10 protein-coding genes and 1 pseudogene are annotated in these 14291 nt (G+C 44.3%); 4 read left to right on the top strand and 7 right to left on the bottom strand.

Annotated elements, in window-relative coordinates:
• Nucleotides 1-83: 83 nt before the first annotated feature.
• The 5 genes from NPUN_RS08880 to NPUN_RS08860 all read right to left on the bottom strand — a co-directional run bounded on the left by NPUN_RS08880 (nucleotide 84) and on the right by NPUN_RS08860 (nucleotide 6752).
• Nucleotides 84-1082: an aldo/keto reductase gene (locus tag NPUN_RS08880; RefSeq protein ID WP_012408430.1), complete on the bottom strand. Its 999-nt coding sequence runs from the start codon at nucleotides 1080-1082 to the stop codon at nucleotides 84-86.
• A gap of 234 nt (nucleotides 1083-1316) precedes the next feature.
• A complete protein-coding gene (locus tag NPUN_RS08875) occupies nucleotides 1317-1985 on the bottom strand; it encodes a carboxylesterase family protein (protein ID WP_012408429.1) in 669 nt (222 codons plus the stop codon).
• Between the two features lie 176 nt (nucleotides 1986-2161).
• Nucleotides 2162-3700: an amidohydrolase family protein gene (locus tag NPUN_RS08870; protein ID WP_012408428.1), complete on the bottom strand. Its 1539-nt coding sequence runs from the start codon at nucleotides 3698-3700 to the stop codon at nucleotides 2162-2164.
• A 205-nt stretch (nucleotides 3701-3905) separates the two neighbouring features.
• Nucleotides 3906-5273, bottom strand: coding sequence for an LLM class flavin-dependent oxidoreductase (locus tag NPUN_RS08865; RefSeq protein WP_012408427.1), 1368 nt, complete (start codon nucleotides 5271-5273; stop codon nucleotides 3906-3908).
• Nucleotides 5274-5387: 114 nt separating this feature from the next.
• Complete coding sequence (locus NPUN_RS08860; RefSeq protein WP_012408426.1) at nucleotides 5388-6752, bottom strand: LLM class flavin-dependent oxidoreductase; 1365 nt, start codon at nucleotides 6750-6752, stop codon at nucleotides 5388-5390.
• A 559-nt stretch (nucleotides 6753-7311) separates the two neighbouring features.
• On the opposite strand from NPUN_RS08860, the gene NPUN_RS40495 reads away from it, so the two are divergent.
• Nucleotides 7312-7554 (top strand): hypothetical protein, encoded by a 243-nt coding sequence (locus NPUN_RS40495; RefSeq protein WP_012408425.1) that lies wholly within the window; start codon nucleotides 7312-7314, stop codon nucleotides 7552-7554.
• Between the two features lie 82 nt (nucleotides 7555-7636).
• Here NPUN_RS40495 and NPUN_RS08855 read toward each other — a convergent pair whose 3' ends face one another.
• Nucleotides 7637-8551 carry a DUF928 domain-containing protein gene (locus tag NPUN_RS08855; RefSeq protein ID WP_234711062.1) on the bottom strand — a complete coding sequence of 305 codons (915 nt, stop codon included), beginning with the start codon at nucleotides 8549-8551 and terminating at the stop codon, nucleotides 7637-7639.
• Between the two features lie 386 nt (nucleotides 8552-8937).
• On the opposite strand from NPUN_RS08855, the pseudogene NPUN_RS44690 reads away from it, so the two are divergent.
• Together NPUN_RS44690 and NPUN_RS08840 are read left to right on the top strand one after the other, a co-directional pair.
• A pseudogene (locus tag NPUN_RS44690) lies at nucleotides 8938-9932 on the top strand (ISAs1 family transposase).
• A gap of 408 nt (nucleotides 9933-10340) precedes the next feature.
• Nucleotides 10341-11418, top strand: a protein-coding gene (locus NPUN_RS08840; protein WP_086000594.1) for an ISKra4-like element ISNpu15 family transposase whose coding sequence is annotated in 2 segments (ribosomal slippage) — nucleotides 10341-10469 and nucleotides 10471-11418 — 1077 coding nt in all. Because the reading frame shifts where the segments join, the coding sequence is not laid out codon by codon here.
• Nucleotides 11419-11454: 36 nt separating this feature from the next.
• Here the strand turns inward: NPUN_RS08840 and ftsH are convergent.
• Nucleotides 11455-13383: an ATP-dependent zinc metalloprotease FtsH gene (gene ftsH / locus NPUN_RS08835; RefSeq protein WP_012408423.1), complete on the bottom strand. Its 1929-nt coding sequence runs from the start codon at nucleotides 13381-13383 to the stop codon at nucleotides 11455-11457.
• A 330-nt stretch (nucleotides 13384-13713) separates the two neighbouring features.
• On the opposite strand from ftsH, the gene NPUN_RS08830 reads away from it, so the two are divergent.
• Nucleotides 13714-14259, top strand: a complete 546-nt coding sequence (locus NPUN_RS08830) for an NADPH-dependent FMN reductase (protein WP_012408422.1) — start codon at nucleotides 13714-13716, stop codon at nucleotides 14257-14259.
• Nucleotides 14260-14291 lie beyond the last annotated feature (32 nt).

Below are 14291 nucleotides of genomic sequence, written 5' to 3'. Positions count from 1 at the left end.
ATGCGATCGCAGTCAGATCCATGTTGCCCCCTTCATTCCACGGCAGTGGAATGAGTGCAGTTCCCCCTGCCTCTGACTTGAAACTAACGAAGAGAATCTCCCCTTCGGTATTCGGCGGTTAAGTCATCTAACTTTTGTTTCAAACTGTCGTCGAGTTTGACTTCCACTGCCTTGAAGTTGTCAGCAAGTTGTTGTGGGCGACTAGCGCCGATGATGGGGGCAGTGATAATAGGATTAGATAAAACCCAAGCTACCGCTAGGGTTGTGAGCGACAATCCGGCGAGATCCGCGACTGTGCGTAATTCCTCTACAGTATCGAACTCGCGATCATGCCAGTAGCGTTCTTGATAACGTTCTGCGGCAGCACCTAGCGTAAAACGTGTACCGGAGGTGGGGCCTTGAGCGAGAATGTGTTTCCCGGTGAGCAGACCACCCGCCAAGGGATTGTAGGAAATTACACCCAGTCCTTCTTCTTTAGCTAGGGGCAATAGTTCTCGCTCAATTTCGCGGAACAACAGGTTGTAGCGGGGCTGAATTGAGACGAACCTGGTTAGATTGCGTGTCTCGGCGCGACCCAAGGCGCGGGCAAGTCGGTAGGCTAAGAAGTTGGAAACCCCGATATAGCGTACTTTGCCAGCACGAACTACCGCGTCCAGCGCTTCCAGGGTTTCATCGAGGGGGGTGGAAGTATCGTCGGAGTGCAATTGGTACAGGTCGATATAGTCGGTTCCCAAACGTCGTAGAGAAGCATCGATCGCATCTAGAATATGTTTGCGCGAAGCACCCTGATCCCAAGGTGCAGGGCCAACCCGGCCGACGCACTTGGTAGCTAAGATAAAATGTTTGCGTTTACCTTTGAGCCAGCGCCCAACAATTTCTTCGGTACGCCCAGCAGTAGCAAGCCCACCGCCAAGTGGATAAACATCGGCTGTATCTAAAAAGTTGATTCCGCCATCGGCGGCGGTGTCGAGAATGTCCCTAGAAGTTTCTTCGTCAGTCTGCAATCCAAAGGTCATGGTGCCGAGACAAAGGCGGGAAAAAGTTAATCCAGTTTTTCCAAGATTGGTGGTTGGTAAGGTCACGTCGCTTCGCTCCGAATTCAAAATTCAAAATTTAAAATTAATAATTCCCATACTTCTCTACGAGAGGCTGCGCCCTAAGCGTAGCTATGCCGCAGGCTTTACGGCTACGCTCAGTAACCATAAATAAATTTAGGGGCTTGTATCCTTTTCTTTGTCGGTCATGGGGATTGAGAAAAATCTTCTTTTGTATCTCAGCCCCCAGTTCCTGAGCGCTGACTTTTGGGGTTTTGTGCCTCAGACAACTAAAGCAGTGTTGCGACGGCTCAGGGAAACTAGCCACTGTTGCAACTTCGGATCGCTGTATACTTCATCTGCAATAAAATGATCGCCTTCTGGCAGCACTGTCAAATCGACTTTCCCGCCGACTTTGCGTAAGCGCTCAACAAAATTCTCTGTATCCTCTATTGGCAGATTTTTGTCTTGTCCACCTTGAAATATCTGAACGGGAATATCTTTGAGTGCAGCTAGTTCGCTTTCTCCAAGTGTCTTGGGTACACGTCCAGATACAGGTACTAGACCGGCGAAGCGATTGGGATGTAAAGCAGCGACATGCCAGATCCCGGCCGAGCCTAAGCTGAACCCGGCTAATATCACCCGTGCTGGATCGACGGGCTGGGAAGCAATCAGTTCATCAAGCAAAGCGAGCACGTCATCTGCTCGATCTGCCCAAGTTTGTTCAGCCGGAATCTGGGGTGCGGCGAAGACATAAGGTAATGAGTCGGATAAATCTACGAAACGAGGTAGACCCCATTTCAGTAGCACATTCAGATCCGTCCCGCGATCGCGTCCTCCATGCAGAAATAGTACTAAGGGTGCAGGTTGCTTGGCATTGTCAGAAACAGGCGAGAAAAGATAAGGCAAAGAACCATTATTGGTTTCGTAAGAGCGTTGTTCTACGGACATGGTTGTGACTCCTAATTTATTTGGGCTTTGGGCATCCCTTCTCTGCGAGACGCTACGCGAACGGCTTCTCCTAACGGAGACGCTGCGCGTTAAGCGAAGCTATGCCGTAGGCTTTACGCTCAGGGCATGGGGGATTGATTTTTTTTCATCTCCCCCCCACGCCCTCATCTCGGCTTTTACGCCACCACCAGGCTCTTGTCCACTTGTTTAAATTCGGTGTTACCTACCTTGGATTCGATCGCAGTACCCTTGAAAAATTCGGGGTTAGCTTGGGTGTAAAACTTGTAGGGATTAGCGAATACATAGGACTTAAAGTCGGCTTCGGAAATAACGCCTTCTTGAACCAAATCCCAGCTTTCAGCCAAGGGGGAAGTCAAGTCTGGTACATCCCAATGACCAACATCAGAGGAATAGATGGCGTTGATTTTGACTCCCAAGGGATTGGCTTTGTCGTTGAATGCCGTAGCAATGGTGCGATCGTCAGACTCGGAACCAAAGAAGAAACTATTCACCCAGCGATCGCGGATGTCTTCAATTGTTTCAATACCTGCTGCTGCAAAATCGTCCAATTCGCTACCAATTGGCGCACGGCTATGACGGCTAAATGAAGCTCCCAGTACAGTCTTGGTCAATTCGTCTTTATCGAGGGAATGCCCTTGAGTAACTTCTGCACCATAGCGTTCAAATATTTCAAATAGCTCATCAGCATTTGTCAATGCTGGATTGTAATTTTCCAATGCCTTGATATTGCGCTTGGAGAAACGATCTACCAAATGAATGTAGACGCGGGCACCCCAATCTGCACCACCTTCGAGCATCGCTACACGCAACTGTGGAAAACGCTTGGTAACGCCACCGAAGAACAAAGCCTTCGCAAATGCTTCCGAACCATCGGCGAAGTGACCGATATGGTTGTTCATGTAGTTACTAATGGAGGAGCGTCCAGTCCAACCTTGGCTACCGTAATGGGTGGTGACAGGTACACCAAGTTCCACGACCTTTGCCCAGAAGGGATCGTAGTCGTATTCACTATCTAGTCCGTAGAAGTCGATATAAGAGGCATACTTGGCGATTTCGGGGAATTTATCGGCTGGATATTTATCAGCGATCGCTTTAATTGGCCGTTTCACCCCGCCAGTGATATTAATCACTTTTAAACCGAGTGTTTTTACTGCAAATTCTAGCTCCTCAATGCCTTCTTGGGGAGTAGTTAAGGGAATACCAGCTACCGGTGTCAGGCGATCGCTATATTTACGGTAGATATCAGCATGATAATGATTAACCGCGCGTTGCAGTGCTTGACGATTCTCTGCACTTGCTCCAGCCGGTGCTAGGACATTATTCAGAAACAGCACCGAATAGTCTGATCCTTGCTCTGCCTGACGCTCATAGAGCAATCCGGGGAGGGTGTAAGTAGCGAGGTCCAGCGTATTTTTGGTAACTCTTGCCCACCAAGGCGATCGGATTGTCCGGTTATATTGACGTTCTTCAGGGGTTTGTTGATACCAGTCTTTACCATTGCTTTTGGAGTTGAGACGGGAAGCTTCGGTTTTACGTAACTCATCTACGAGTTTCACACCGCCGTATTTAGCAATATAATCCTCAAACGCCGGTGTGAAATCATTGGTATGAACATCGGTATCGATTACCGGATAATCAAGGGTTGCTCTGATTGCGGCGGAGCGTGAGGTCTTTAATCGGCTATATTCAGTCATGTTTTTTCCTTGCCTACGGCACAAAAATTACAGGTTTTTTTCAGTATCCGATGCTGCTATTGATAAATACATTTCTTGTAGAGACGGCGATTTATCGCGTCTCTCTACAATCCCGTCCCTCTCTACAATTTTCAAATTCTGTAGGCGGCGATCTACAGAAGGTGCAGTTTAAAAGGTATGGCATAAGCATCTGTGAAAAATTTATTTACACTACCACGAGGCTCTTGTTTGCTTGTTTTGCTGCAAAACCATTACCTGGACGACGCAATCCGAGGTTTTCACGCAAGGTATTGCCCTCATATTCAGTACGGAACAATCCACGTTTTTGCAAGACTGGGATAACTAGATTAACGAAGTCATCTAACCCTGTGGGGAGAATTGGCGGCATGATATTAAAACCATCTGCCGCACCATTGCTGAACCATTCTTCTAACTGGTCAGCAATACTTTCAGGACTACCAATTATGGTGCGATGACCCCGCGCGGTAGCGACAGAGAGATACAACTGACGCAGCGTTAAGTTGCCGCGATTTACAAGATCCGTCAATAACTTGAGGCGGCTCTTACCACCGTTAGTATCACTGGGCAATGGTGGTGCAAGATCGTCGAGTGAATAGCCAGATAAATCGATGCCTTTATAACGTGTTTTGAGTAATCCCCATGCCACCGATGGGTGAATTAACGATTGCAGGAATTCGTATTTTTCTTGGGCTTCTTCTTCAGTGCGTCCAATCACTGGGAACACACCTGGCATGATTTTCAAATCGTCTAGTTGGCGACCATATTTAGCCAATCGTCCTTTCACATCGGCATAAAATTCTTGCCCGTCTTCCAGGGTTTGGTTGGCAGTAAAAATAACTTCAGCAGTCTGTGCCGCCAGATCCCTGCCGACTTCGGAAGCACCAGCTTGCACAATCACTGGATAACCTTGAGGCGGACGACCGACGTTTAAAGGGCCTTGGACAGAAAAATGTTTGCCTTTGTAGTTGAGTGTGTGCAGTTTATCTGGATCGAAATAGACACCAGATTCTTTGTCGCGGATGAAAGCATCATCTTCCCAGCTATCCCACAAGCCTTTTACTACTTCTACAAACTCTTCGGCGCGTTCATAACGCTGGCTATGTTCCGGGTGATGCTCAAGCCCGAAATTACCGGCGGCATTCTCATTACCTGTGGTGACTACATTCCACGCCGCCCGGCCGTTACTCAAGTAGTCCAATGAGGCAAACTTCCGAGCAAGGGTATAAGGTTCTTCATAAGTGGTGGAAGCGGTAGCAACAAAGCCAATATGCTTGGTTAATGGTGCTAGTGCGGAAAATAGCGTCACTGGCTCAAACTTTGCTAATTTACCGTTGCGCTTCAGCACCTCCGGTTCACTATTGTCTTGTAAACTGGGGCTATCGGCAAGGAAAACCGCATCGAACAAGCCGCGTTCGGCAGTTTGGGTAATTTCTTTGTAATGCTCGAAATTTAGTCCAGCATCTGCTTGTGAATCGGGATGCCGCCAAGCTGATATGTGATGACCTGTAGCTTGAATGAATGCACCTAAACGAAGTTTGCGTGTTGTAGTCATAAGCTTTTTTTCTTATATTGCGTTAGCGGTAGCTTTACCTTTGGTATTGCTGATTTGTGTATAGCTAATGACTTTTCGTGTCTGCTTAAGCACAGTGCAGATATTAAAAGTCATTTACGCCAACACGAGGCTCTTGTCTACTTGTTTTGCAGCAAAACGATTGACCGGACGACGCAATCCCAGGTTTTCACGTAAGGTACTACCCTCATATTCGGTACGGAACAATCCACGTTTTTGCAAGATGGGAACGACTAAGTTAACGAATTCATCTAATTCTGTGGGGAGAATTGGCGGCATGATATTAAAGGCGTCTGCCGCACCATTGTTGAACCATTCTTCTAACTGATCGGCAATGGTTTCGGGTGTACCAAGGATGGTGCGATGTCCTCGTGCGGTGGCAAGAGAGAGATACAACTGACGTAATGTGAGAGTGCCACGAGTCGCTAAATCTCTGACTAGTTTGAGACGACTCTTGTTAGTGTTGGTGTCGCTGGGCAGTTCAGGAGCCACATCATCTAGAGAATATTTCGACAGATCCACACCTTTGTAATAGTTCTTTAAAATTCCCCAGGCGACATCAGGATGAATCAGCGATTGCAGGAATTCGTATTTCTCTTGAGCTTCTGCTTCGGTACGGCCAATGATTGGGAAAGCACCGGGCATAATTTTTAGATCGTCTGGCGATCGCCCATATTGTGCTAATCTCCCTTTCACATCAGCATAAAATTCTTGGGCATCAGCTAGGGTTTGATTAGCGGTGAAAATCACTTCGGCGGTGCGTGCAGCTAAGTCCCGGCCAGATTCCGAAGCTCCAGCCTGAACAATCACGGGGTAGCCTTGAGGCGGACGACCGACGTTTAAAGGGCCTTGGACAGAAAAATATTTGCCTTTATGGTTGAGTGTATGCAGTTTATCTGGGTCGAAATACACACCAGATTCTTTGTCACGGATAAAAGCATCATCTTCCCAGCTATCCCACAGTCCTTTCACTACTTCCACAAACTCTTCGGCGCGTTCATAACGCTGGCTATGTTCCGGGTGATGCTCAAGCCCGAAATTACGAGCGGCGTTCTCATTGCCTGTGGTGACTACATTCCACCCTGCCCGGCCGTTACTCAAGTAGTCCAACGAGGCAAACTTCCGCGCCAAGGTGTAGGGTTCTTCATAAGTAGTCGAGGCGGTGGAAATGAAGCCGATATTTTTGGTAACAGAGGACAAGGCCGAGAAGAGAGTGACTGGCTCGAAATGGGCCATTTTACCGTTGCGATACTGAGTTTCTGGAGAGCCACCCCAGACTCCTGGGCTATCTGCTAGAAAAACTGCATCAAACAAGCCGCGTTCGGCAGTCTGGGTAATTTCCTTGTAATGCTCGAAATTCAATCCAGCATCTGCTTGTGCATCGGGGTGTCGCCAAGAGGAGACATGATGACCGGTGGCTTGAACGAATGCACCTAAACGAAACTTGCGTGTTGTACTCATAAGCTTTTTTCTTTTCTATAGTGATTGCTGATTTGCGTATAGCTAATGGCTTTTCATCTAACGTCAGTGTGCGATCGCTAGCTAATTCCTAACTGTTTGTAAAATCCTTATAACTACGTGGCAAGTGTCTGATGAGTAGACAACAATATGTTTGCTTTCAACTGCTGACATCCAATCAAAAAATACTCAGATGGCAGATTGATAAAATCCTTTCCATACAAAGCTTTGGGCTAGCATTTACTGCTAACTCCACACTGAATGTAATAATGGAATGCTTTCAAAACAACTAAAATGTAGACTTCAGTTGCTCTATATGGAATGAAATAACCAAACTGTAAGTCAGGTTAATACCACAGCAAAACTAGGGTTGCTGCTGCTTGGCGCTCGAATTACCATAAATTTATGTAGCAATCTTACTCCGCAAATAGAGTTTACACGATGCATACAAAAAAATATGTACTGACAAACACAATATCATGAAAAACTAATTATTAGATAATCTAATATTAAGTATTGCAAACTAATTGTTCGCTATCTCAGATTAACTGTCTCGTTTGCGATGACCTCCGGTCGGTCGGAGACCATCGCCTCCGGCGGGCGGGTACGCGATCGCAGTACACTTAAAAATGGGTGTCGTTTTCGTAACATAAAATCTTGTAGAGACGGCGATTTATCACGTCTCAAAACCCACGATTTTGTACAAGTAGCCATTAACCCAAGCGTATTGGGTAATACCCTACGGGAAGCCGCAACTCTTAGAGATGCTCTCGCGTTTGCGTATACACGAATTGCCCCTACCTGAGCGCGTGTAGTTTTACATAATTCCTATGAATGATAAAAACCCGGCTTCTCTATCAAAACCGGGTTTTTAAGTAATTTTTAATTTATTTTTGAACAGTACAACAGGGCAATAAAGGCTTGTTTACAACTTCTTTAATCTCTACTGAATTCAACAAATCTTCCCAATATTTCTGAACTTCAGGATCGTTAGGACGCTGGCGGCGTAAATTAGCTAAAGTTCTGAGAGAATCTTCCCAAAATCCAGCAGTTGCAAATAGAACTGCACGATCCAAGTCTGTGTTTGGTTGGTTTAGCTGAAGAGAGAGGTTTTCATCTTGCGATCGCACTATTGTACCTTCTACATAAGAGTCTTTATCGCGGTTGTTAGTATCACAAATCATTGAAAAAGTCCAACTATACTCTTTACCGATTTGTAGAGATGGCTGATTAGCAGGTACATTTACACTAACAATACCATTCTGTCCAACAGGTTTGAAAGTTCCCTTATACAATGGGTCGGAGCTATCATCATCCCGCAAAACAAATTCTAGTGCTTGTACTGTTGTAGAGGTTTGAGGAACATAGAAGAATAATGTGGGACGCTCTGCTGTGGTTCGTTGAGCTTCCTTATCTGTCGGTGTCAGGGGAATAATATTTTGTCCAGTTTGAAAGCAACTTCCTCGTGTTCCTGCTGACCTTACCCTACCAGGTCTACCTGGGACGAAGGCAATACGATTTCTACCGCGTTGGATGTAACTTGTTACATTTCTAATTGCAGCAGTAGCATACCTATCTCCAGGACGCGATCGCTCTGCTTGCTGAAAATATCCTAAAGCTTTTCGGTAGTTTCTCCGTCTAGTTTCGTTATAGCCGAGTTGCATATATTGCGTGTAAGCAGATTTGGCTTGTGCCAGTTGCAAAACTGACTCTGTTGCCAAAACCTGTGTAGTAATCGCAGATTCTAAGGGAAGAAATGCTAAAGCTGCAAGCAAATAGCTTGCCCAAAATCTATGTTTCATAATGTCCATTTCCACTTGTAGTACGTTGATTGGGTCTATATAATACAATACCTTAAGCTTGACAGTAGTAAGGCTTTATGTACCAGTTTGTGGAAATGCTGAGGTAGCCTTCCAATACGGTTCGGTTAAAGGGGAAAGGGAAAAGGGTAAAGGTTTTGAATAAATCCTTTACCCTTTATCCCCAGGGCTATTTCATTCTAAATGTAGACGTGATATGGTAAGATGCAGCGCCAGTTCTACTTCAAGCATCTATTACCGTGTCTGAAATCGAAATTATCAAAGCTTTTGCAGGTCTAAAAGACCCCCGTCGCCGCGCCGGACAGAGACATAATCTACCATTATCTTTGGCACTTTTCACATTGGCGTAGGCGCAGCCCGCCGTAGGCATCGCAGCAGGGAACAAAGGATTTTTAGCAATTGGAGACTGGATTTCAAGCTACCGTGAGCCGCGGATTGAACTTTTTCAACCGCCAAAAAATAGACTACCATCTTATGGCACTGTACGTCGTGCCTTATTACACGTAGATTACGAAGATTATTCCGTATGTCTGAGCAAATTCTTTAATGTACAACCAAATACTGGAGAAACTGTTGGGTTAGATGGTAAAGTCCTCAAGGGTTCATATCAGATTGAAAATGATAACCCTAACTCGGATTCGCATCCAGCGATTATGTTAGTTAGTTCTTATATTGTTGAGCGAGGCTTAATTTTAGAGCCATTTCAAGTTGATGCCAAAACTAATGATATTATTGCTTTACCTGAGTTGATTTCCAAACTGGCTCTCAATGGGGTTATCTTTGCTTTTGATGCTATTAATACTCAAAAAAAACTTGTGAGTTGATTATAAATAGTGGGAATGATTATATTGCCGCCTTAAAAGGCAATCAGCTTAACTTATTCAAAGATGTCAAAACAAATTTCACGCCAGAATTGGCTTATGAGCAGATAAATAAAGGGCATGGTCGAATCGAAAAGCGTCATGTCAGTATTTGTAAAAATCTCGATGGTATTCGTCCTTGGCCTGGACTTACCACTTTGATTAAAGTCAAATCAGAGCGTCAGGTTTTCACACACAATGTGATTGAAGTAACTAATGAAACCCGTTATTATATTTCATCTTTAAGCGAAACGGTGCAAGCCTTTGCTGAACGTATCAGAGGATATTGGGGTGTTGAGAATAAAGTCCACTATGTTCGAGACGTTACTCAAGGCGAAGATAAATCTAGAATTCGCACTACTCCTCTTCCTCAAATTTTTGCGCTTGCTCGCAATTTTTCACTTAATTTATATCGCAGTAATATGTTTGAAAATATGGCACAAGCTCAACGTTTATGTTCTTTTGGACTAGACACACTCAAGCAGCTTTTTAGAATGAAATAGCCCTGCCTTTATCCCTTTCTCTTTCCCCAGACCACAAGAAAAGTGAAAAATGCTTATCCGAACCGTATTGGGTAGCCTTCTACTTTTGCACAAGAAGATTCCCAAAATATTTTAGGACTTACGCAAAATTATATGGTGTAGAGGCAATTCATGTATTGCCCCTACACCGTGGGTCTATTTTCTATCAAAGTAATGATTAATAAAAATTTGAAACGACGTATTTACGTTATGTGTTCTCTAGAACTATTGTAGAGACTGGGTGCATCCCAGTTTTTATTATTCCAAAACAAATAAATAACAGGGAAGGATTGTTACAGAAAACGGAAGTCAGGAAGTAAGGGGATATCAGGAAGGGATAATAAAGTCATCAAGACTAGGTGTATCAATGACTCCTGAGAAGAACAACAGATAAAAGAATATTCTCGTGCAATAGCAAAGATACTGTACAAAAGTACTACGGGTGAGCAACTCACAAGTTTGGCAAAAATAGAAGAAGTAGTACGCTCTCAAATGCGGAAGCATGTAATGCCAGAAGTAGGGTTTTTTTATCGAAAATGCCACAGGAGAAAGCCGCGGATACAAACGAAAAATAAAAAGTATTATTGGAGAACTGCCAATTACAAACTCTCAAGCACAAAAGCTAGAAATTAGACCCCATAATCAATTGAGTCCATATTTAGAAGCTTGTTGCTTACGAATCAGCGCGTCGGTATCGTATCAACGTGCGGCAGAAGATATTGAATATTTAACTGGTGTAGAAGTATCAAAAAGTGTGCAGCAACGATTAGTGCATCGTCAAAATTTTGAATTACCGCAAGTAGAATCAACTGTGGAAGAATTGAGTGTGGATGGAGGAAATATACGCATTCGTACAATCAAGGGACAAGTCTGTGATTGGAAGGGTTATAAAGCTACCTGCTTACATGAAAAACAAGCTATTGCTGCCTCATTTCAAGAAAATAGTCTTGTAATTGATTGGGTCAAAAGCCAATCAATTGCTCCTATCTTGACCTGTCTTGGCGATGGCCATGACGGTATTTGGAATATTGTCCGCGATTTTGCTCCCGAACACCAGCGTCGGGAAGTACTTGATTGGTTTCATCTGATGGAAAACCTACACAAGATTGGCGGTTCTAATCAACGGCTCAATCAGGCTAAAATCCTTCTCTGGCAAGGAAAAGTTGATGATGCTATCGCTGTCTTTGCTGACTGTCAGCTAAAACAAGCTTTTAATTTCTGTACTTATCTTGAGAAACATCGACACCGGATTGTCAATTACCAATATTATCAAGCAGAACAAATCTGTTCCATTGGTTCTGGTACTATTGAGTCTACTGTCAAACAGATTGACCGTCGAACCAAAATTTCTGGCGCACAATGGAAATCTGATAACGTTCCTCAAGTCTTAGCTCAACGCCAGAGCTTATCTCAATGGATTAATCTTTGCTCACTAAATAAAAACTGGGATGCTCCCGTAGAGACTTAGCACTGCTATGTCTCTACATTATTTTTTATCAGATGTCTAATGAGGTACAGCTAATTGTGCATCAGCTATTTGGGCATTATCAGCAACGATTTGGCGGAATGAATCGCCTTCAATTGTTTCTTCTTCTATTAACAAATCTACTAAACGTTCCAAAACTATGCGGTTTTCTTCCAACAGTTCTTTTGCCTTGATATAAGAGTTGTTTACAATTTCACGCACCTGTGAATCAATCTTGGCGGCAATTTCTTCAGAATAGTCTGATTTATTCATCCAGTCGCGTCCTAAAAATACCTCTCCACTCTGATTTTCCAGAGACAATGGGCCTAATTCTGACATCCCGAAGCGTGTCACCATCTGCCGCGCCATCCCTGTCACCTGTTGCAAGTCATTGCTTGCACCTGTGGTAACTTCTGGCTTACCAAAAACGATTTCCTCGGCGGCGCGACCACCCAAAGTAGCAGTAATCCGGGATTTAAGTTGGGAACGGGAAACTAACCCCTGTTCTTCGTTAGGAGTAAACCAAGTTAATCCGAGTGCTTGTCCCCGTGGAATTAATGTAACTTTCTGCACAGGGTCATGGTCTTTGAGCAATGTGCCTACTAAAGCGTGTCCAACTTCATGATAGGCAATCAAGCGTTTGCTCTTGCTGTCTACTAATGCAGTACCTTCCATACCTGCAACAACTCTATCCACAGCAGCATCAATTTCTAAAATGGTGACAGCTTCTTTGCGTCTCCGAGCAGTCAGAATTGCCGCTTCGTTGAGCAAGTTGGCTAAGTCTGCGCCAGTAAATCCAGGAGTGCGACGAGCGATCGCTTCTAATGATACGCTAGGGTCAATTTTCTTATTCCGCGCGTGGACTTTCAAAATTTCCAGTCGCCCTTTGAGATCCGGTGCATCCACCATCACTTGTCTGTCAAAGCGTCCTGGTCTGAGCAACGCTGCATCTAAGACATCCGGGCGGTTAGTGGCAGCAATAATAATAATACCTGTGTTGCCTTCAAAACCATCCATTTCGGTGAGCAGTTGATTGAGGGTTTGTTCGCGCTCATCATTACCGCCACCGATTCCTGCACCCCGTTGTCTACCTACTGCGTCAATTTCATCAATAAATATTAGACATGGGGCATTTTCTTTAGCTTTCTTGAAGAGGTCGCGCACGCGAGATGCACCCACACCAACGAACATTTCCACGAATTCCGAACCGGAAATACTGAAAAATGGTACACCTGCTTCGCCTGCGATCGCTTTTGCTAGTAAAGTTTTACCAGTACCAGGAGGACCAATTAACAGCACTCCTTTGGGAATCCGCGCACCTACAGCCGTAAATCTTTCTGGTTGTTTCAGGAAAGTAACAACTTCTTCAAGGTCTTCTTTAGCTTCTTCAACCCCGGCGACATCTTCAAATTTCACTCCGGTTTTGGCTTCCATTTGGAAACGAGCTTTGGATTTGCCGAAATTCATCGCTTGGCTAGAAGCATTTGTAGAGCGTCGGAGGAACAATAGCATTAAAGCTAACAGTGGCAAAATCCACATAAGATTAATCAACAGCCCAACAGCAGCTCGACTGTTAGCAGAGGAAATCTCGCCAAACTCAACATTTTTATCTTTGAGTATGTTAATTAACTCTGTGTTTTGCGCTAAAAGTCTCACTTGTTGCGGTGGCGTATTTTCCTTTTGCCCTTTGAGATAAACTCTTGCTACCTGTTCGGTTTCGTCAAGCTCTACTTTTTGGACTTCTCCCGCCTTCGCTTTCTTGATCAACTCACCATAGTTTAGAGAGGTACTAGAGCTACTAGAGGTACTCTCTGCTTTTTGTGCCAAGACGGGGGTACTCCCGAAAATTCCTGGTAACATAATCAAGCTAGCTGCGATGCCTACGGCGGGCAGCGCCTTCGCACCAAACCAAGCAACTCGCTTTGATGACTGCCTTTTTACCAATGCTTTTTTTCCCAAATTTGTCATAATAATTACCCTTTGTCTGTCGGCACAAGTTGAGCTATGGTTTTATGCCTATTCTTCTACCAAAAATTGTAATAACTGGAAATTACACTTTTCTTATCTAGTCTAACTTCCACACAAAAGCATTCCCAAGTTTCTCCGGTCATTACATAAATTTGAGCAACCTGGATAATTATTCTGGCTCCTAACTCCTAACTCTTTCATCCTCAAATTTTCCAGCAGATATTAATTTGACACATTCCGACACAAATCGCTAAGATAAACATAGTCATAACGATTCCGCTTTTTAAGAAATCTGGTGATAGTAGCTAGTTAATAGTTTGTAGGTTAATTATGGTGAGAATTGTTGGTATTGGTGGTAGTTTAAGACCAAACTCCTATACGCAGCTTGCTTTACAAGTAGCAGTGCAAAGAGTAGAAGCCCTTGGTGCAGAGGTAGAAATTCTTGATTTAAGACAGTTGCAGTTACCGTTTTGCACTGGCGCAAAAGAGTATCCAGAGTACCCAGATGTTAAGCGGTTACAGGATACTGTTAGCCAGTCAGATGGATTAATTTTAGCCACACCTGAGTATCACGGTGGGGTTAGTGGTGTCCTGAAAAATGCTCTAGATTTGATGAGCTTTGAGCAACTGTCTGATAAAGTGACAGGACTAATCAGCGTATTGGGTGGTCAGTCAAATAGTAACGCATTAAATGACCTACGGCTAATTGTCAGATGGGTGCATGGTTGGGTGATTCCAGAACAAATTGCGATCGGACAAGCTTGGGGTGCATTCAGTCCTGAAGGCAAGCTAGTAGATGAAAAGCTTTCTCAAAGATTCGATCAATTTGCTCAGAGTTTAGTTGATAATACTCGCAAGCTGCGAGGCGTGAATTAATTCTAGGGTGGGCAAAGCTAGACCCACCCTGA

It is taken from the genome of Nostoc punctiforme PCC 73102, assembly GCF_000020025.1.
Lineage (GTDB): Bacteria > Cyanobacteriota > Cyanobacteriia > Cyanobacteriales > Nostocaceae > Nostoc > Nostoc punctiforme.
The sequence above is the reverse complement of the archived record's forward strand: the minus strand, read 5'-3'. Positions and strand labels throughout refer to the sequence as shown.